The organism is Marinarcus sediminis (SeqCode) (assembly GCF_048571275.1).
Classification (GTDB): domain Bacteria; phylum Campylobacterota; class Campylobacteria; order Campylobacterales; family Arcobacteraceae; genus Marinarcus; species Marinarcus sediminis.
On sequence record NZ_CP182357.1, the window covers coordinates 1,102,565 to 1,126,433 of the forward strand.

At 38.2% G+C, this 23,869-nt stretch carries 1 protein-coding gene; it reads left to right on the plus strand.

Annotation, left to right across the window (positions count from 1 at the left end):
• The first annotated feature begins 26 nt into the window (after positions 1-26).
• The gene (locus tag ACNI3C_RS05615) at positions 27-23,864 is read left to right on the plus strand and encodes a cadherin domain-containing protein (protein WP_419771265.1); all 23,838 of its coding nucleotides are present in this window, start codon (positions 27-29) and stop codon (positions 23,862-23,864) included.
• Positions 23,865-23,869: the final 5 nt, after the last annotated feature.

Below are 23,869 nucleotides of genomic sequence, written 5' to 3' on the forward strand. Positions count from 1 at the left end.
AAAAACAATGAGAAAAAGGATTGTTCATGATAAATATAGTTGTGAAATCAGCAGACGGAAGTTTTGAAGTTTTAAGTGTAAATGATGCAATGCAGTTTGTCCCTAAAGAGGGAGATCAATTTTACATTGACAATCTTAGTGGTGGAAATTATACTTTTAATTTAACCGATTCTGATAAGTCGATTGAACTTATTGTCAATGACGGTTCGCAAAGAATCTCTTTGGTTTTTAAAGATATGGTTGACCTTGTACAAAAAGGCACTGATGGACACTCTGCAAAGACAGTTCTAGGGGTCTTGGATGATCCAGAAGGTTTTTATGAATTTCAACAAACCGTATTAAACAGCGATTTTAAAGGTGATGACGTTATTGCCTCTTTAAAAGAGTTGTTGGCACAATCTGATGCCTCTACAGATAAACCAAATGGTGTAATTATTGATAACTTTACTTCTTTGGCCAATGCATTATCTGCTGCAGCAGCAGGTGGAGCAGAAGGTGATGGTTCAAGTTTTACAGGTCAATTTGATTTTAGTTCAAATGCTTTAGACCCTGCCGCAGGAAGAGGAAGAGCTGATGGAGACACTACAACAACTCCAATTGGCGCTACCCCTGGTCTTTTTTCAGCATCTACTGGGACAACTCCAACTCCATCTGGTACAACAACGGACGGTACAACTCCAGGTGGAGGGGATACCGATCATGCCGTAGGAGCAGTAACCGATACCGATACGGATGCGAATACCGTTTCTGAAAACGCAGCGATTGGAACCGTAGTAGAAGTGACAGGACATGCCGTAGACCCAGATGGAGATACGGTAACTTACTCATTAACGAATGATGCAGGTGGATTATTCACTATTGATGCTGAAACAGGTGTCGTAACAGTAGCAGGTAACTTAGATTATGAAACGGCAACAAGCCATGATATTGAAATTACTGCCACTTCAACAGATGGATCCACTTCAAAAGCAACCTTTACAATTGGTGTAACCAATGCCGATGGAACAGCGACAGGTGAAGGGGATACCGATCATGCCGTAGGAGAAGTAACCGATACCGATACGGATGCGAATACCGTTTCTGAAAACGCAGCGATTGGAACCGTAGTAGAAGTGACAGGACATGCCGTAGACCCAGATGGAGATACGGTAACTTACTCATTAACGAATGATGCCGGTGGATTATTCACTATTGATGCTGAAACAGGTGTCGTAACAGTAGCAGGTAACTTAGATTATGAAACGGCAACAAGCCATGATATTGAAATTACTGCCACTTCAACAGATGGATCCACTTCAAAAGCAACCTTTACAATTGGTGTAACCAATGCCGATGGAACAGCGACAGGTGAAGGGGATACCGATCATGCCGTAGGAGCAGTAACCGATACCGATACGGATGCGAATACCGTTTCTGAAAACGCAGCGATTGGAACCGTAGTAGAAGTGACAGGACATGCCGTAGACCCAGATGGAGATACGGTAACTTACTCATTAACGAATGATGCAGGTGGATTATTCACTATTGATGCTGAAACAGGTGTCGTAACAGTAGCAGGTAACTTAGATTATGAAACGGCAACAAGCCATGATATTGAAATTACTGCCACTTCAACAGATGGATCCACTTCAAAAGCAACCTTTACAATTGGTGTAACCAATGCCGATGGAACAGCGACAGGTGAAGGGGATACCGATCATGCCGTAGGAGCAGTAACCGATACCGATACGGATGCGAATACCGTTTCTGAAAACGCAGCGATTGGAACCGTAGTAGAAGTGACAGGACATGCCGTAGACCCAGATGGAGATACGGTAACTTACTCATTAACGAATGATGCAGGTGGATTATTCACTATTGATGCTGAAACAGGTGTCGTAACAGTAGCAGGTAACTTAGATTATGAAACGGCAACAAGCCATGATATTGAAATTACTGCCACTTCAACAGATGGATCCACTTCAAAAGCAACCTTTACAATTGGTGTAACCAATGTCAATGATGCAGCAACAATTGAAATAGATGATTCAAGTGTCGTAACATTCACAGAAGATACCGCTTCAGAAGGTTCAAAAGTAGCAGACTTTACAACAACAGATGAAGATGGAGATACCGTAACAGTCACTGTTTCAAATGCAGGAGATACACAATATTATGCAATCTCTGGAAATACAGTAGTATTAACACAAGCAGGAGCAGATTTAGTCAATAGTGGAGCAGATTTACCAACATTTACAGTAAGTGCAACAGATGGAAAACAAACAACTCCAGCAACAGATTCAGCAACACCAGAGGCAACAACAGATGTCAATGATGCAGCAACAATTGAAATAGATGATTCAAGTGTCGTAACATTCACAGAAGATACCGCTTCAGAAGGTTCAAAAGTAGCAGACTTTACAACAACAGATGAAGATGGAGATACCGTAACAGTCACTGTTTCAAATGCAGGAGATACACAATATTATGCAATCTCTGGAAATACAGTAGTATTAACACAAGCAGGAGCAGATTTAGTCAATAGTGGAGCAGATTTACCAACATTTACAGTAAGTGCAACAGATGGAAAACAAACAACTCCAGCAACAGATTCAGCAACACCAGAGGCAACAACAGATGTCAATGATGCAGCAACAATTGAAATAGATGATTCAAGTGTCGTAACATTCACAGAAGATACCGCTTCAGAAGGTTCAAAAGTAGCAGACTTTACAACAACAGATGAAGATGGAGATACCGTAACAGTCACTGTTTCAAATGCAGGAGATACACAATATTATGCAATCTCTGGAAATACAGTAGTATTAACACAAGCAGGAGCAGATTTAGTCAATAGTGGAGCAGATTTACCAACATTTACAGTAAGTGCAACAGATGGAAAACAAACAACTCCAGCAACAGATTCAGCAACACCAGAGGCAACAACAGATGTCAATGATGCAGCAACAATTGAAATAGATGATTCAAGTGTCGTAACATTCACAGAAGATACCGCTTCAGAAGGTTCAAAAGTAGCAGACTTTACAACAACAGATGAAGATGGAGATACCGTAACAGTCACTGTTTCAAATGCAGGAGATACACAATATTATGCAATCTCTGGAAATACAGTAGTATTAACACAAGCAGGAGCAGATTTAGTCAATAGTGGAGCAGATTTACCAACATTTACAGTAAGTGCAACAGATGGAAAACAAACAACTCCAGCAACAGATTCAGCAACACCAGAGGCAACAACAGATGTCAATGATGCAGCAACAATTGAAATAGATGATTCAAGTGTCGTAACATTCACAGAAGATACCGCTTCAGAAGGTTCAAAAGTAGCAGACTTTACAACAACAGATGAAGATGGAGATACCGTAACAGTAACTGTTTCAAATGCAGGAGATACACAATATTATGCAATCTCTGGAAATACAGTAGTATTAACACAAGCAGGAGCAGATTTAGTCAATAGTGGAGCAGATTTACCAACATTTACAGTAAGTGCAACAGATGGAAAACAAACAACTCCAGCAACAGATTCAGCAACACCAGAGGCAACAACAGATGTCAATGATGCAGCAACAATTGAAATAGATGATTCAAGTGTCGTAACATTCACAGAAGATACCGCTTCAGAAGGTTCAAAAGTAGCAGACTTTACAACAACAGATGAAGATGGAGATACCGTAACAGTCACTGTTTCAAATGCAGGAGATACACAATATTATGCAATCTCTGGAAATACAGTAGTATTAACACAAGCAGGAGCAGATTTAGTCAATAGTGGAGCAGATTTACCAACATTTACAGTAAGTGCAACAGATGGAAAACAAACAACTCCAGCAACAGATTCAGCAACACCAGAGGCAACAACAGATGTCAATGATGCAGCAACAATTGAAATAGATGATTCAAGTGTCGTAACATTCACAGAAGATACCGCTTCAGAAGGTTCAAAAGTAGCAGACTTTACAACAACAGATGAAGATGGAGATACCGTAACAGTCACTGTTTCAAATGCAGGAGATACACAATATTATGCAATCTCTGGAAATACAGTAGTATTAACACAAGCAGGAGCAGATTTAGTCAATAGTGGAGCAGATTTACCAACATTTACAGTAAGTGCAACAGATGGAAAACAAACAACTCCAGCAACAGATTCAGCAACACCAGAGGCAACAACAGATGTCAATGATGCAGCAACAATTGAAATAGATGATTCAAGTGTCGTAACATTCACAGAAGATACCGCTTCAGAAGGTTCAAAAGTAGCAGACTTTACAACAACAGATGAAGATGGAGATACCGTAACAGTAACTGTTTCAAATGCAGGAGATACACAATATTATGCAATCTCTGGAAATACAGTAGTATTAACACAAGCAGGAGCAGATTTAGTCAATAGTGGAGCAGATTTACCAACATTTACAGTAAGTGCAACAGATGGAAAACAAACAACTCCAGCAACAGATTCAGCAACACCAGAGGCAACAACAGATGTCAATGATGCAGCAACAATTGAAATAGATGATTCAAGTGTCGTAACATTCACAGAAGATACCGCTTCAGAAGGTTCAAAAGTAGCAGACTTTACAACAACAGATGAAGATGGAGATACCGTAACAGTCACTGTTTCAAATGCAGGAGATACACAATATTATGCAATCTCTGGAAATACAGTAGTATTAACACAAGCAGGAGCAGATTTAGTCAATAGTGGAGCAGATTTACCAACATTTACAGTAAGTGCAACAGATGGAAAACAAACAACTCCAGCAACAGATTCAGCAACACCAGAGGCAACAACAGATGTCAATGATGCAGCAACAATTGAAATAGATGATTCAAGTGTCGTAACATTCACAGAAGATACCGCTTCAGAAGGTTCAAAAGTAGCAGACTTTACAACAACAGATGAAGATGGAGATACCGTAACAGTCACTGTTTCAAATGCAGGAGATACACAATATTATGCAATCTCTGGAAATACAGTAGTATTAACACAAGCAGGAGCAGATTTAGTCAATAGTGGAGCAGATTTACCAACATTTACAGTAAGTGCAACAGATGGAAAACAAACAACTCCAGCAACAGATTCAGCAACACCAGAGGCAACAACAGATGTCAATGATGCAGCAACAATTGAAATAGATGATTCAAGTGTCGTAACATTCACAGAAGATACCGCTTCAGAAGGTTCAAAAGTAGCAGACTTTACAACAACAGATGAAGATGGAGATACCGTAACAGTCACTGTTTCAAATGCAGGAGATACACAATATTATGCAATCTCTGGAAATACAGTAGTATTAACACAAGCAGGAGCAGATTTAGTCAATAGTGGAGCAGATTTACCAACATTTACAGTAAGTGCAACAGATGGAAAACAAACAACTCCAGCAACAGATTCAGCAACACCAGAGGCAACAACAGATGTCAATGATGCAGCAACAATTGAAATAGATGATTCAAGTGTCGTAACATTCACAGAAGATACCGCTTCAGAAGGTTCAAAAGTAGCAGACTTTACAACAACAGATGAAGATGGAGATACCGTAACAGTCACTGTTTCAAATGCAGGAGATACACAATATTATGCAATCTCTGGAAATACAGTAGTATTAACACAAGCAGGAGCAGATTTAGTCAATAGTGGAGCAGATTTACCAACATTTACAGTAAGTGCAACAGATGGAAAACAAACAACTCCAGCAACAGATTCAGCAACACCAGAGGCAACAACAGATGTCAATGATGCAGCAACAATTGAAATAGATGATTCAAGTGTCGTAACATTCACAGAAGATACCGCTTCAGAAGGTTCAAAAGTAGCAGACTTTACAACAACAGATGAAGATGGAGATACCGTAACAGTCACTGTTTCAAATGCAGGAGATACACAATATTATGCAATCTCTGGAAATACAGTAGTATTAACACAAGCAGGAGCAGATTTAGTCAATAGTGGAGCAGATTTACCAACATTTACAGTAAGTGCAACAGATGGAAAACAAACAACTCCAGCAACAGATTCAGCAACACCAGAGGCAACAACAGATGTCAATGATGCAGCAACAATTGAAATAGATGATTCAAGTGTCGTAACATTCACAGAAGATACCGCTTCAGAAGGTTCAAAAGTAGCAGACTTTACAACAACAGATGAAGATGGAGATACCGTAACAGTCACTGTTTCAAATGCAGGAGATACACAATATTATGCAATCTCTGGAAATACAGTAGTATTAACACAAGCAGGAGCAGATTTAGTCAATAGTGGAGCAGATTTACCAACATTTACAGTAAGTGCAACAGATGGAAAACAAACAACTCCAGCAACAGATTCAGCAACACCAGAGGCAACAACAGATGTCAATGATGCAGCAACAATTGAAATAGATGATTCAAGTGTCGTAACATTCACAGAAGATACCGCTTCAGAAGGTTCAAAAGTAGCAGACTTTACAACAACAGATGAAGATGGAGATACCGTAACAGTCACTGTTTCAAATGCAGGAGATACACAATATTATGCAATCTCTGGAAATACAGTAGTATTAACACAAGCAGGAGCAGATTTAGTCAATAGTGGAGCAGATTTACCAACATTTACAGTAAGTGCAACAGATGGAAAACAAACAACTCCAGCAACAGATTCAGCAACACCAGAGGCAACAACAGATGTCAATGATGCAGCAACAATTGAAATAGATGATTCAAGTGTCGTAACATTCACAGAAGATACCGCTTCAGAAGGTTCAAAAGTAGCAGACTTTACAACAACAGATGAAGATGGAGATACCGTAACAGTCACTGTTTCAAATGCAGGAGATACACAATATTATGCAATCTCTGGAAATACAGTAGTATTAACACAAGCAGGAGCAGATTTAGTCAATAGTGGAGCAGATTTACCAACATTTACAGTAAGTGCAACAGATGGAAAACAAACAACTCCAGCAACAGATTCAGCAACACCAGAGGCAACAACAGATGTCAATGATGCAGCAACAATTGAAATAGATGATTCAAGTGTCGTAACATTCACAGAAGATACCGCTTCAGAAGGTTCAAAAGTAGCAGACTTTACAACAACAGATGAAGATGGAGATACCGTAACAGTCACTGTTTCAAATGCAGGAGATACACAATATTATGCAATCTCTGGAAATACAGTAGTATTAACACAAGCAGGAGCAGATTTAGTCAATAGTGGAGCAGATTTACCAACATTTACAGTAAGTGCAACAGATGGAAAACAAACAACTCCAGCAACAGATTCAGCAACACCAGAGGCAACAACAGATGTCAATGATGCAGCAACAATTGAAATAGATGATTCAAGTGTCGTAACATTCACAGAAGATACCGCTTCAGAAGGTTCAAAAGTAGCAGACTTTACAACAACAGATGAAGATGGAGATACCGTAACAGTCACTGTTTCAAATGCAGGAGATACACAATATTATGCAATCTCTGGAAATACAGTAGTATTAACACAAGCAGGAGCAGATTTAGTCAATAGTGGAGCAGATTTACCAACATTTACAGTAAGTGCAACAGATGGAAAACAAACAACTCCAGCAACAGATTCAGCAACACCAGAGGCAACAACAGATGTCAATGATGCAGCAACAATTGAAATAGATGATTCAAGTGTCGTAACATTCACAGAAGATACCGCTTCAGAAGGTTCAAAAGTAGCAGACTTTACAACAACAGATGAAGATGGAGATACCGTAACAGTCACTGTTTCAAATGCAGGAGATACACAATATTATGCAATCTCTGGAAATACAGTAGTATTAACACAAGCAGGAGCAGATTTAGTCAATAGTGGAGCAGATTTACCAACATTTACAGTAAGTGCAACAGATGGAAAACAAACAACTCCAGCAACAGATTCAGCAACACCAGAGGCAACAACAGATGTCAATGATGCAGCAACAATTGAAATAGATGATTCAAGTGTCGTAACATTCACAGAAGATACCGCTTCAGAAGGTTCAAAAGTAGCAGACTTTACAACAACAGATGAAGATGGAGATACCGTAACAGTAACTGTTTCAAATGCAGGAGATACACAATATTATGCAATCTCTGGAAATACAGTAGTATTAACACAAGCAGGAGCAGATTTAGTCAATAGTGGAGCAGATTTACCAACATTTACAGTAAGTGCAACAGATGGAAAACAAACAACTCCAGCAACAGATTCAGCAACACCAGAGGCAACAACAGATGTCAATGATGCAGCAACAATTGAAATAGATGATTCAAGTGTCGTAACATTCACAGAAGATACCGCTTCAGAAGGTTCAAAAGTAGCAGACTTTACAACAACAGATGAAGATGGAGATACCGTAACAGTCACTGTTTCAAATGCAGGAGATACACAATATTATGCAATCTCTGGAAATACAGTAGTATTAACACAAGCAGGAGCAGATTTAGTCAATAGTGGAGCAGATTTACCAACATTTACAGTAAGTGCAACAGATGGAAAACAAACAACTCCAGCAACAGATTCAGCAACACCAGAGGCAACAACAGATGTCAATGATGCAGCAACAATTGAAATAGATGATTCAAGTGTCGTAACATTCACAGAAGATACCGCTTCAGAAGGTTCAAAAGTAGCAGACTTTACAACAACAGATGAAGATGGAGATACCGTAACAGTCACTGTTTCAAATGCAGGAGATACACAATATTATGCAATCTCTGGAAATACAGTAGTATTAACACAAGCAGGAGCAGATTTAGTCAATAGTGGAGCAGATTTACCAACATTTACAGTAAGTGCAACAGATGGAAAACAAACAACTCCAGCAACAGATTCAGCAACACCAGAGGCAACAACAGATGTCAATGATGCAGCAACAATTGAAATAGATGATTCAAGTGTCGTAACATTCACAGAAGATACCGCTTCAGAAGGTTCAAAAGTAGCAGACTTTACAACAACAGATGAAGATGGAGATACCGTAACAGTAACTGTTTCAAATGCAGGAGATACACAATATTATGCAATCTCTGGAAATACAGTAGTATTAACACAAGCAGGAGCAGATTTAGTCAATAGTGGAGCAGATTTACCAACATTTACAGTAAGTGCAACAGATGGAAAACAAACAACTCCAGCAACAGATTCAGCAACACCAGAGGCAACAACAGATGTCAATGATGCAGCAACAATTGAAATAGATGATTCAAGTGTCGTAACATTCACAGAAGATACCGCTTCAGAAGGTTCAAAAGTAGCAGACTTTACAACAACAGATGAAGATGGAGATACCGTAACAGTCACTGTTTCAAATGCAGGAGATACACAATATTATGCAATCTCTGGAAATACAGTAGTATTAACACAAGCAGGAGCAGATTTAGTCAATAGTGGAGCAGATTTACCAACATTTACAGTAAGTGCAACAGATGGAAAACAAACAACTCCAGCAACAGATTCAGCAACACCAGAGGCAACAACAGATGTCAATGATGCAGCAACAATTGAAATAGATGATTCAAGTGTCGTAACATTCACAGAAGATACCGCTTCAGAAGGTTCAAAAGTAGCAGACTTTACAACAACAGATGAAGATGGAGATACCGTAACAGTCACTGTTTCAAATGCAGGAGATACACAATATTATGCAATCTCTGGAAATACAGTAGTATTAACACAAGCAGGAGCAGATTTAGTCAATAGTGGAGCAGATTTACCAACATTTACAGTAAGTGCAACAGATGGAAAACAAACAACTCCAGCAACAGATTCAGCAACACCAGAGGCAACAACAGATGTCAATGATGCAGCAACAATTGAAATAGATGATTCAAGTGTCGTAACATTCACAGAAGATACCGCTTCAGAAGGTTCAAAAGTAGCAGACTTTACAACAACAGATGAAGATGGAGATACCGTAACAGTCACTGTTTCAAATGCAGGAGATACACAATATTATGCAATCTCTGGAAATACAGTAGTATTAACACAAGCAGGAGCAGATTTAGTCAATAGTGGAGCAGATTTACCAACATTTACAGTAAGTGCAACAGATGGAAAACAAACAACTCCAGCAACAGATTCAGCAACACCAGAGGCAACAACAGATGTCAATGATGCAGCAACAATTGAAATAGATGATTCAAGTGTCGTAACATTCACAGAAGATACCGCTTCAGAAGGTTCAAAAGTAGCAGACTTTACAACAACAGATGAAGATGGAGATACCGTAACAGTCACTGTTTCAAATGCAGGAGATACACAATATTATGCAATCTCTGGAAATACAGTAGTATTAACACAAGCAGGAGCAGATTTAGTCAATAGTGGAGCAGATTTACCAACATTTACAGTAAGTGCAACAGATGGAAAACAAACAACTCCAGCAACAGATTCAGCAACACCAGAGGCAACAACAGATGTCAATGATGCAGCAACAATTGAAATAGATGATTCAAGTGTCGTAACATTCACAGAAGATACCGCTTCAGAAGGTTCAAAAGTAGCAGACTTTACAACAACAGATGAAGATGGAGATACCGTAACAGTCACTGTTTCAAATGCAGGAGATACACAATATTATGCAATCTCTGGAAATACAGTAGTATTAACACAAGCAGGAGCAGATTTAGTCAATAGTGGAGCAGATTTACCAACATTTACAGTAAGTGCAACAGATGGAAAACAAACAACTCCAGCAACAGATTCAGCAACACCAGAGGCAACAACAGATGTCAATGATGCAGCAACAATTGAAATAGATGATTCAAGTGTCGTAACATTCACAGAAGATACCGCTTCAGAAGGTTCAAAAGTAGCAGACTTTACAACAACAGATGAAGATGGAGATACCGTAACAGTCACTGTTTCAAATGCAGGAGATACACAATATTATGCAATCTCTGGAAATACAGTAGTATTAACACAAGCAGGAGCAGATTTAGTCAATAGTGGAGCAGATTTACCAACATTTACAGTAAGTGCAACAGATGGAAAACAAACAACTCCAGCAACAGATTCAGCAACACCAGAGGCAACAACAGATGTCAATGATGCAGCAACAATTGAAATAGATGATTCAAGTGTCGTAACATTCACAGAAGATACCGCTTCAGAAGGTTCAAAAGTAGCAGACTTTACAACAACAGATGAAGATGGAGATACCGTAACAGTCACTGTTTCAAATGCAGGAGATACACAATATTATGCAATCTCTGGAAATACAGTAGTATTAACACAAGCAGGAGCAGATTTAGTCAATAGTGGAGCAGATTTACCAACATTTACAGTAAGTGCAACAGATGGAAAACAAACAACTCCAGCAACAGATTCAGCAACACCAGAGGCAACAACAGATGTCAATGATGCAGCAACAATTGAAATAGATGATTCAAGTGTCGTAACATTCACAGAAGATACCGCTTCAGAAGGTTCAAAAGTAGCAGACTTTACAACAACAGATGAAGATGGAGATACCGTAACAGTCACTGTTTCAAATGCAGGAGATACACAATATTATGCAATCTCTGGAAATACAGTAGTATTAACACAAGCAGGAGCAGATTTAGTCAATAGTGGAGCAGATTTACCAACATTTACAGTAAGTGCAACAGATGGAAAACAAACAACTCCAGCAACAGATTCAGCAACACCAGAGGCAACAACAGATGTCAATGATGCAGCAACAATTGAAATAGATGATTCAAGTGTCGTAACATTCACAGAAGATACCGCTTCAGAAGGTTCAAAAGTAGCAGACTTTACAACAACAGATGAAGATGGAGATACCGTAACAGTCACTGTTTCAAATGCAGGAGATACACAATATTATGCAATCTCTGGAAATACAGTAGTATTAACACAAGCAGGAGCAGATTTAGTCAATAGTGGAGCAGATTTACCAACATTTACAGTAAGTGCAACAGATGGAAAACAAACAACTCCAGCAACAGATTCAGCAACACCAGAGGCAACAACAGATGTCAATGATGCAGCAACAATTGAAATAGATGATTCAAGTGTCGTAACATTCACAGAAGATACCGCTTCAGAAGGTTCAAAAGTAGCAGACTTTACAACAACAGATGAAGATGGAGATACCGTAACAGTCACTGTTTCAAATGCAGGAGATACACAATATTATGCAATCTCTGGAAATACAGTAGTATTAACACAAGCAGGAGCAGATTTAGTCAATAGTGGAGCAGATTTACCAACATTTACAGTAAGTGCAACAGATGGAAAACAAACAACTCCAGCAACAGATTCAGCAACACCAGAGGCAACAACAGATGTCAATGATGCAGCAACAATTGAAATAGATGATTCAAGTGTCGTAACATTCACAGAAGATACCGCTTCAGAAGGTTCAAAAGTAGCAGACTTTACAACAACAGATGAAGATGGAGATACCGTAACAGTCACTGTTTCAAATGCAGGAGATACACAATATTATGCAATCTCTGGAAATACAGTAGTATTAACACAAGCAGGAGCAGATTTAGTCAATAGTGGAGCAGATTTACCAACATTTACAGTAAGTGCAACAGATGGAAAACAAACAACTCCAGCAACAGATTCAGCAACACCAGAGGCAACAACAGATGTCAATGATGCAGCAACAATTGAAATAGATGATTCAAGTGTCGTAACATTCACAGAAGATACCGCTTCAGAAGGTTCAAAAGTAGCAGACTTTACAACAACAGATGAAGATGGAGATACCGTAACAGTAACTGTTTCAAATGCAGGAGATACACAATATTATGCAATCTCTGGAAATACAGTAGTATTAACACAAGCAGGAGCAGATTTAGTCAATAGTGGAGCAGATTTACCAACATTTACAGTAAGTGCAACAGATGGAAAACAAACAACTCCAGCAACAGATTCAGCAACACCAGAGGCAACAACAGATGTCAATGATGCAGCAACAATTGAAATAGATGATTCAAGTGTCGTAACATTCACAGAAGATACCGCTTCAGAAGGTTCAAAAGTAGCAGACTTTACAACAACAGATGAAGATGGAGATACCGTAACAGTCACTGTTTCAAATGCAGGAGATACACAATATTATGCAATCTCTGGAAATACAGTAGTATTAACACAAGCAGGAGCAGATTTAGTCAATAGTGGAGCAGATTTACCAACATTTACAGTAAGTGCAACAGATGGAAAACAAACAACTCCAGCAACAGATTCAGCAACACCAGAGGCAACAACAGATGTCAATGATGCAGCAACAATTGAAATAGATGATTCAAGTGTCGTAACATTCACAGAAGATACCGCTTCAGAAGGTTCAAAAGTAGCAGACTTTACAACAACAGATGAAGATGGAGATACCGTAACAGTCACTGTTTCAAATGCAGGAGATACACAATATTATGCAATCTCTGGAAATACAGTAGTATTAACACAAGCAGGAGCAGATTTAGTCAATAGTGGAGCAGATTTACCAACATTTACAGTAAGTGCAACAGATGGAAAACAAACAACTCCAGCAACAGATTCAGCAACACCAGAGGCAACAACAGATGTCAATGATGCAGCAACAATTGAAATAGATGATTCAAGTGTCGTAACATTCACAGAAGATACCGCTTCAGAAGGTTCAAAAGTAGCAGACTTTACAACAACAGATGAAGATGGAGATACCGTAACAGTCACTGTTTCAAATGCAGGAGATACACAATATTATGCAATCTCTGGAAATACAGTAGTATTAACACAAGCAGGAGCAGATTTAGTCAATAGTGGAGCAGATTTACCAACATTTACAGTAAGTGCAACAGATGGAAAACAAACAACTCCAGCAACAGATTCAGCAACACCAGAGGCAACAACAGATGTCAATGATGCAGCAACAATTGAAATAGATGATTCAAGTGTCGTAACATTCACAGAAGATACCGCTTCAGAAGGTTCAAAAGTAGCAGACTTTACAACAACAGATGAAGATGGAGATACCGTAACAGTAACTGTTTCAAATGCAGGAGATACACAATATTATGCAATCTCTGGAAATACAGTAGTATTAACACAAGCAGGAGCAGATTTAGTCAATAGTGGAGCAGATTTACCAACATTTACAGTAAGTGCAACAGATGGAAAACAAACAACTCCAGCAACAGATTCAGCAACACCAGAGGCAACAACAGATGTCAATGATGCAGCAACAATTGAAATAGATGATTCAAGTGTCGTAACATTCACAGAAGATACCGCTTCAGAAGGTTCAAAAGTAGCAGACTTTACAACAACAGATGAAGATGGAGATACCGTAACAGTCACTGTTTCAAATGCAGGAGATACACAATATTATGCAATCTCTGGAAATACAGTAGTATTAACACAAGCAGGAGCAGATTTAGTCAATAGTGGAGCAGATTTACCAACATTTACAGTAAGTGCAACAGATGGAAAACAAACAACTCCAGCAACAGATTCAGCAACACCAGAGGCAACAACAGATGTCAATGATGCAGCAACAATTGAAATAGATGATTCAAGTGTCGTAACATTCACAGAAGATACCGCTTCAGAAGGTTCAAAAGTAGCAGACTTTACAACAACAGATGAAGATGGAGATACCGTAACAGTCACTGTTTCAAATGCAGGAGATACACAATATTATGCAATCTCTGGAAATACAGTAGTATTAACACAAGCAGGAGCAGATTTAGTCAATAGTGGAGCAGATTTACCAACATTTACAGTAAGTGCAACAGATGGAAAACAAACAACTCCAGCAACAGATTCAGCAACACCAGAGGCAACAACAGATGTCAATGATGCAGCAACAATTGAAATAGATGATTCAAGTGTCGTAACATTCACAGAAGATACCGCTTCAGAAGGTTCAAAAGTAGCAGACTTTACAACAACAGATGAAGATGGAGATACCGTAACAGTCACTGTTTCAAATGCAGGAGATACACAATATTATGCAATCTCTGGAAATACAGTAGTATTAACACAAGCAGGAGCAGATTTAGTCAATAGTGGAGCAGATTTACCAACATTTACAGTAAGTGCAACAGATGGAAAACAAACAACTCCAGCAACAGATTCAGCAACACCAGAGGCAACAACAGATGTCAATGATGCAGCAACAATTGAAATAGATGATTCAAGTGTCGTAACATTCACAGAAGATACCGCTTCAGAAGGTTCAAAAGTAGCAGACTTTACAACAACAGATGAAGATGGAGATACCGTAACAGTCACTGTTTCAAATGCAGGAGATACACAATATTATGCAATCTCTGGAAATACAGTAGTATTAACACAAGCAGGAGCAGATTTAGTCAATAGTGGAGCAGATTTACCAACATTTACAGTAAGTGCAACAGATGGAAAACAAACAACTCCAGCAACAGATTCAGCAACACCAGAGGCAACAACAGATGTCAATGATGCAGCAACAATTGAAATAGATGATTCAAGTGTCGTAACATTCACAGAAGATACCGCTTCAGAAGGTTCAAAAGTAGCAGACTTTACAACAACAGATGAAGATGGAGATACCGTAACAGTAACTGTTTCAAATGCAGGAGATACACAATATTATGCAATCTCTGGAAATACAGTAGTATTAACACAAGCAGGAGCAGATTTAGTCAATAGTGGAGCAGATTTACCAACATTTACAGTAAGTGCAACAGATGGAAAACAAACAACTCCAGCAACAGATTCAGCAACACCAGAGGCAACAACAGATGTCAATGATGCAGCAACAATTGAAATAGATGATTCAAGTGTCGTAACATTCACAGAAGATACCGCTTCAGAAGGTTCAAAAGTAGCAGACTTTACAACAACAGATGAAGATGGAGATACCGTAACAGTCACTGTTTCAAATGCAGGAGATACACAATATTATGCAATCTCTGGAAATACAGTAGTATTAACACAAGCAGGAGCAGATTTAGTCAATAGTGGAGCAGATTTACCAACATTTACAGTAAGTGCAACAGATGGAAAACAAACAACTCCAGCAACAGATTCAGCAACACCAGAGGCAACAACAGATGTCAATGATGCAGCAACAATTGAAATAGATGATTCAAGTGTCGTAACATTCACAGAAGATACCGCTTCAGAAGGTTCAAAAGTAGCAGACTTTACAACAACAGATGAAGATGGAGATACCGTAACAGTAACTGTTTCAAATGCAGGAGATACACAATATTATGCAATCTCTGGAAATACAGTAGTATTAACACAAGCAGGAGCAGATTTAGTCAATAGTGGAGCAGATTTACCAACATTTACAGTAAGTGCAACAGATGGAAAACAAACAACTCCAGCAACAGATTCAGCAACACCAGAGGCAACAACAGATGTCAATGATGCAGCAACAATTGAAATAGATGATTCAAGTGTCGTAACATTCACAGAAGATACCGCTTCAGAAGGTTCAAAAGTAGCAGACTTTACAACAACAGATGAAGATGGAGATACCGTAACAGTCACTGTTTCAAATGCAGGAGATACACAATATTATGCAATCTCTGGAAATACAGTAGTATTAACACAAGCAGGAGCAGATTTAGTCAATAGTGGAGCAGATTTACCAACATTTACAGTAAGTGCAACAGATGGAAAACAAACAACTCCAGCAACAGATTCAGCAACACCAGAGGCAACAACAGATGTCAATGATGCAGCAACAATTGAAATAGATGATTCAAGTGTCGTAACATTCACAGAAGATACCGCTTCAGAAGGTTCAAAAGTAGCAGACTTTACAACAACAGATGAAGATGGAGATACCGTAACAGTCACTGTTTCAAATGCAGGAGATACACAATATTATGCAATCTCTGGAAATACAGTAGTATTAACACAAGCAGGAGCAGATTTAGTCAATAGTGGAGCAGATTTACCAACATTTACAGTAAGTGCAACAGATGGAAAACAAACAACTCCAGCAACAGATTCAGCAACACCAGAGGCAACAACAGATGTCAATGATGCAGCAACAATTGAAATAGATGATTCAAGTGTCGTAACATTCACAGAAGATACCGCTTCAGAAGGTTCAAAAGTAGCAGACTTTACAACAACAGATGAAGATGGAGATACCGTAACAGTAACTGTTTCAAATGCAGGAGATACACAATATTATGCAATCTCTGGAAATACAGTAGTATTAACACAAGCAGGAGCAGATTTAGTCAATAGTGGAGCAGATTTACCAACATTTACAGTAAGTGCAACAGATGGAAAACAAACAACTCCAGCAACAGATTCAGCAACACCAGAGGCAACAACAGATGTCAATGATGCAGCAACAATTGAAATAGATGATTCAAGTGTCGTAACATTCACAGAAGATACCGCTTCAGAAGGTTCAAAAGTAGCAGACTTTACAACAACAGATGAAGATGGAGATACCGTAACAGTAACTGTTTCAAATGCAGGAGATACACAATATTATGCAATCTCTGGAAATACAGTAGTATTAACACAAGCAGGAGCAGATTTAGTCAATAGTGGAGCAGATTTACCAACATTTACAGTAAGTGCAACAGATGGAAAACAAACAACTCCAGCAACAGATTCAGCAACACCAGAGGCAACAACAGATGTCAATGATGCAGCAACAATTGAAATAGATGATTCAAGTGTCGTAACATTCACAGAAGATACCGCTTCAGAAGGTTCAAAAGTAGCAGACTTTACAACAACAGATGAAGATGGAGATACCGTAACAGTCACTGTTTCAAATGCAGGAGATACACAATATTATGCAATCTCTGGAAATACAGTAGTATTAACACAAGCAGGAGCAGATTTAGTCAATAGTGGAGCAGATTTACCAACATTTACAGTAAGTGCAACAGATGGAAAACAAACAACTCCAGCAACAGATTCAGCAACACCAGAGGCAACAACAGATGTCAATGATGCAGCAACAATTGAAATAGATGATTCAAGTGTCGTAACATTCACAGAAGATACCGCTTCAGAAGGTTCAAAAGTAGCAGACTTTACAACAACAGATGAAGATGGAGATACCGTAACAGTCACTGTTTCAAATGCAGGAGATACACAATATTATGCAATCTCTGGAAATACAGTAGTATTAACACAAGCAGGAGCAGATTTAGTCAATAGTGGAGCAGATTTACCAACATTTACAGTAAGTGCAACAGATGGAAAACAAACAACTCCAGCAACAGATTCAGCAACACCAGAGGCAACAACAGATGTCAATGATGCAGCAACAATTGAAATAGATGATTCAAGTGTCGTAACATTCACAGAAGATACCGCTTCAGAAGGTTCAAAAGTAGCAGACTTTACAACAACAGATGAAGATGGAGATACCGTAACAGTAACTGTTTCAAATGCAGGAGATACACAATATTATGCAATCTCTGGAAATACAGTAGTATTAACACAAGCAGGAGCAGATTTAGTCAATAGTGGAGCAGATTTACCAACATTTACAGTAAGTGCAACAGATGGAAAACAAACAACTCCAGCAACAGATTCAGCAACACCAGAGGCAACTATTGGTAAGTTAATAATAACAGATATTGTTGATGAATATAGTGATTATTCAGTAGTAATATTAAAAGGTACAGGTGGAGAATCTGGAAATATTATAAAAATATATGATGAAGATAATAATGTTATAGGAACAACAACAGTACAATCAGATGGAACTTGGAATATGGATATTAGTAATCTTCCAGGAACACCAGTTAATGATAATGAATTTTTTAAAGCAACTGAAACTGATTCAGCAGGAAATAAAACTCAAGAAACAGAAGTTACACATTATTGGCATGGAGATTGGTCAGATTCTAATACCGAATCATCTGATGATTTTATTATGACAGGTGCTGGTGATGATATTATTCATACCGATGATCTTTTAACTGGTAGAAATGAAAATGGAACAGTTACGAGTGATAATGATGATACAAATGATAAAGTTGTAATAGATGGAGGGGCTGGAACAGATACCGTTACATTTGGAAAAGCGATTTCTGAGTATACCATTACAACAGATGGGAATGGAAATACAATCGTTACTGAGACAGCAGCAAGTGATGATAATGATGATGGAAAAGGTGATGTAACAGAACTTAGAAATATAGAAACTATTAAATTTAATGATGGTACTTATAATGTAATAACAAAAAACTTTATTCCAGTAGCTAATGATGATGGTCTAAAAGAAGGTGTCAATGTTGATAGTTCCGTTGTTGAGTTAACAACTCGTCAGGAAACAGGGCAAATCAATACTACTGCCGGTAATACATTGGCATACAATGATCATGTAATAGGTGGCAGTGGAAATCAGGACATTCTTACTGGTAAGGGGGATGACATCATTGAAGGAGGTTCTGGAAATGATACTATCTATGCATCACGTGGTGAGGATACGGCTGTTTATAAAGGAAAATATAGTGAGTATACTGTATCTACAGATGATGAATGGACATATATAAATGACAGTGTAACGGGAAGAGATGGCAATGATAAGGTTTATGAAACTGAAAACATTCAATTCTCAGATGGTTTATATAATGTAGCTACAGGAGAGTTTCAAGCAGGTGTATATGTAAAAGGTATAACTTACAGTGATGAAGCTACTATTGTTACCGATGAAGACAGTGCAATCACTGTAGATGTTTTAGCAAATGATACAGATGGTGATGGACATGATACGCTTGTTATCAGTGCAATTCAAGGGCAAGATGTAAGTTCTGGTCAAACAGTTGATATAACAGTTAATGGTGTTGTAGTTGGTAATGCAAAAGTTGTAGATGGAAAAATCGTATTTACTCCAGGCGAAAATTTACAAAGTATGAATGATGGAGAGAATAAAAATATATCTTTTGAATATACTGTAAGTGATGGAAAAGTCACTGATTCAGCCATGGTAAATATAAATGTTACAGGAAGTGTAGAGTTGGAAATCACGGTAAATGCACCAGATTTAACCAATGATGCTACACCAACTATTACAGGAACAACAAATGCTGCTGATGGAACAAAAATTGCTTTGGTTGTAACAGATGCAAAGGGCAATACTCATAACCTTGAAGCAACAGTGAATAATGGAACGTATTCAGTAGATGTAACAACGGCTTTACCAGATGGAGCGTACTCAGTAACAGCAACCGTAACATATTCAGCTGGAAACAGTGCAACGGCAACTGATAATGGTGGGCTAATTGATACGGTAACAACAGTAGGTGCAGATTTGGATTCTGGAAGTGATACGGGAATCAGTGACAGTGATAATCTTACAAAAGATAATACTCCAACCATTGTTGGAACAGGTGAAGTTGGTGCAACCATTGTCATTAAAAACAGTGAAGGTGTTACAGTAGGAACAGGTGAAGTTGGAGAGGATGGAACATATTCGATTACAACAACAACCCTTGCTGATGGTGAACAAACATTGACCATTACTGCAACGGATGAAGCAGGAAACACAGCCAGTGTTGAACAATCAATTACTGTGGATACCAGTGCACCTACTGTAGATATAAATGATATTGTAACCAATGATGCCACACCAGAACTTACTGGAACAGTTGATGACCATGATGCTTCCGTTGTTGTAACGATAAATGGAACAGATTATACAGCAACAAATAATGGAGATGGAACATGGACTTTAGCCGATGATGTTGTTTCAACATTAAATAAAGGAACCACAACAGTCAGTGTAACAGCAACTGATAGTGCTGGTAATATTGGTACAGGAGCGGGAAGTGTGACTCTGAATTCCGTACCAACTTCAGAAGGTGAAGTAAAAACCATCGATTTTGAAGGAATTTTACCAGAAGACAGCGATACAACGGTAGTGACACCACAAGCAACAAATGTGGTTGTAATCTTAGATATTTCTAGAAGTATGACAAATAGTGATGGTCAAATAACATTGAGTGATAACACACAAACAACTCGATTACAACTTGCAATTGATTCTTTAAAAGAGATGATTGCTACGTATGAAAGTAATGGTGGTGTTAATGTCAGATTGACAACATTTAATACTACTGCTTCCGCAACAGGATGGATGAATGCAAAAGATGCATTAACTGCTTTAGAAGGGTTACAATCAGGAAACTTTACCAATTATGAAGATGCACTCTTTGAAACATACAACAATTATCCAGAAACACTAAATGGTGAAAAAGCAGTCGTTTATTTTATCTCCGATGGAGCACCAAATAAAGAAAACTGTGATACAGATGGCTCAGGAAGCAATCGTACTGAAAATATCGATGGAAAAGCTGTTGACGATGGGTATATCACTCATTGGAAATCTTTCTTGACAGACAATGCCTCTGAATTAAATGTTATTGGTATTGGTACAGGATTGGATGCAAATGATCCAGACTTCAAAAGAGTTGCAGTAGATATTGGTACAATCAAAACAAATGTTTTAATTGTTGAAGATGTTACAGAATTGGAAGCAATTTTAGTAGACAATGCTTCAGCAAAAGTTGAAGGAAATGTTCTGGATAATGTTTCGGGTGGTGATGGAGCAATAACGATTGCATCAATTACCATTGAAGGTGTTGAATATACAAAAGATAGCTTTCCAAATGATGGCGTAAGAGTGGCAAGTGGAAGTAAATTGATGTTTGATTTTACTACAGGAGATTACACCTTCATTGCAAAAGCAGGAAACTATACTGTTGATGCTGTTGAAAGTTTTACGATTACAGCAAAAGATGTCGATGGTGATACTACAAGCTTTGATGTTAAAATTAATGTCAATGTTGATGATAAAGCTTCTACTCCAATTTTAACTATGGATATAGGAGATGCTCAGATTGTGCCAGCTTCTTTAAGTGCTGAACTAGATAGATCTAAATTGCCTGCTTCCCCAACATTGTCTGTAAATGGTGGCGTAGATTTAGATAACAGTTATTATAATCACAGTGATAATGATATAACTTTAAATTATAATAATATTAATGGAAGAGCACTTTACATTCATACTGAAGATGGAGATGATACTGTTAATATACAAGCCAGTGCAAGTCATAAAACAATAGAGCTAGGAGAAGGTAATGATACTTTAGCTGTGGGTGGAAGTATTGATGGTTCAACGATTAATTTAGGAGATGGTAATAATAACTTACTTGTTGTAGGCAATACCAATGGTGCATCGATACACACTGAAGAAGGTGATGATACTTTAATTGTAGGTGGACATGTTGATGGTGCATCGATACACACTGAAGAAGGTGATGACAGTATAACTGTCTTTGGAAATGCCAATGGCGCTTCAATACATATGGATGATGGAAATGACAGTTTAACTGTTGTTGGTCAAGCAGTTGGTACTACAATACATATGGGAGAAGGTGATGATACTGTAGCCATAGGTAAAAATGCAGATGGGGCTACAATACACATGCAAGATGGAGATGATATTTTAACTATTGGTAATGATGCTAATGGCGCTACATTACACACCGAAGATGGTGATGACATCCTGTCAATTGGTGGAAATGCAGATGGTGCTACAATATGGATGGAAGATGGTGATGACATTTTAACTATTGGTGGAGATAGTAACAGTACGACTGCTAAGGTTGCTACAATACTTATGGGAGATGGTAATGATATTTTATCTATAGGTGGAAATGCAAGTAGAGCTACAATACATATGGATGAGCATTATCTTTGTAATGATGATGATAATGATAATGACGATAAACTAATTATTGGTGGGAATGCAGATGATGCTACAATATATATGGGTGGAGGAGATGATAATATTTATCTTGATTCTACAAAAGATATTACAGGATCATATTTAAATGGAGGTGATGGAAGAAATGATACCTTGCATTTTAGTGGTGATGCAAGTGAATATGTCATTTACGACAGTCTTCTATGTCATACCCCAGACCACATTGTTACTAATTTTAGCGATAGCAGTTGTAAAACTTATTATATTTATAAAGTAGATGGGAATGGAACTCCACAAGGGAGTCCAATGAAAGTCCAGAATGTTGAATATATTGTGTTTAATTCCAGTATGGTTAATGTACCAACATATCAATATGCCATTACTTTAAGTGCTCTATTGACCGACACAGATCGCAGTGAAACACTTTCAGATATTACGTTAAGCCATATTCCTGTTGGTGCAACACTGCAAGACAGCACAGGTAGTGTAATCAGTGCCAATGCTGATGGAAGTTATACCGTTTCAGTGAACAATGATGGCAATGCAAATGTAACGTTAGTAAGCCAAACAGAAGTTGCAGCGAGCGATTTAGATGACATTACTGCCAGTGTGACAGCAACAGAAGATGCGTCACATGATGCAATAACTGTAAATGTTACGACAGAAGCAATTACTATTGAAGGTGATGCGAATGCGAACAGCATCAATGGAACGGATGCCAATGAACACATTGATGGAAAAGCAGGAGCAGATATTATTCATGCAGGCGCAGGTGATGATAAAATTGTCTTTGATGAAAACGATGTTTCTATTGATGGTGGAGAGGGCGAAGATACCTTGTTATTACAAGGTGATACAATAGATTTCACAAATATTAACACCACCATTACAAATATAGAAGCCATTGATTTAAGTAACAATGCCTATGATTATATTACTCTAGATGCACAAAGCATTGAAGATATGACGGATGACGATAACATCCTCAGAATTTTCGGTGATGACAATGGAAGTAATACTGATCATGTTATACTTGAAGGTGGATTGTCTGAAAATGGTGGAGATTGGATACAAGGTGCAAATGAAACAACGGCTGATGGCGAAGAGTTTTATACATACACAAACAGCAGTTCTAATATCACTGTAAAAATTGATACTGACATCACTTTGGATATATAAAATGA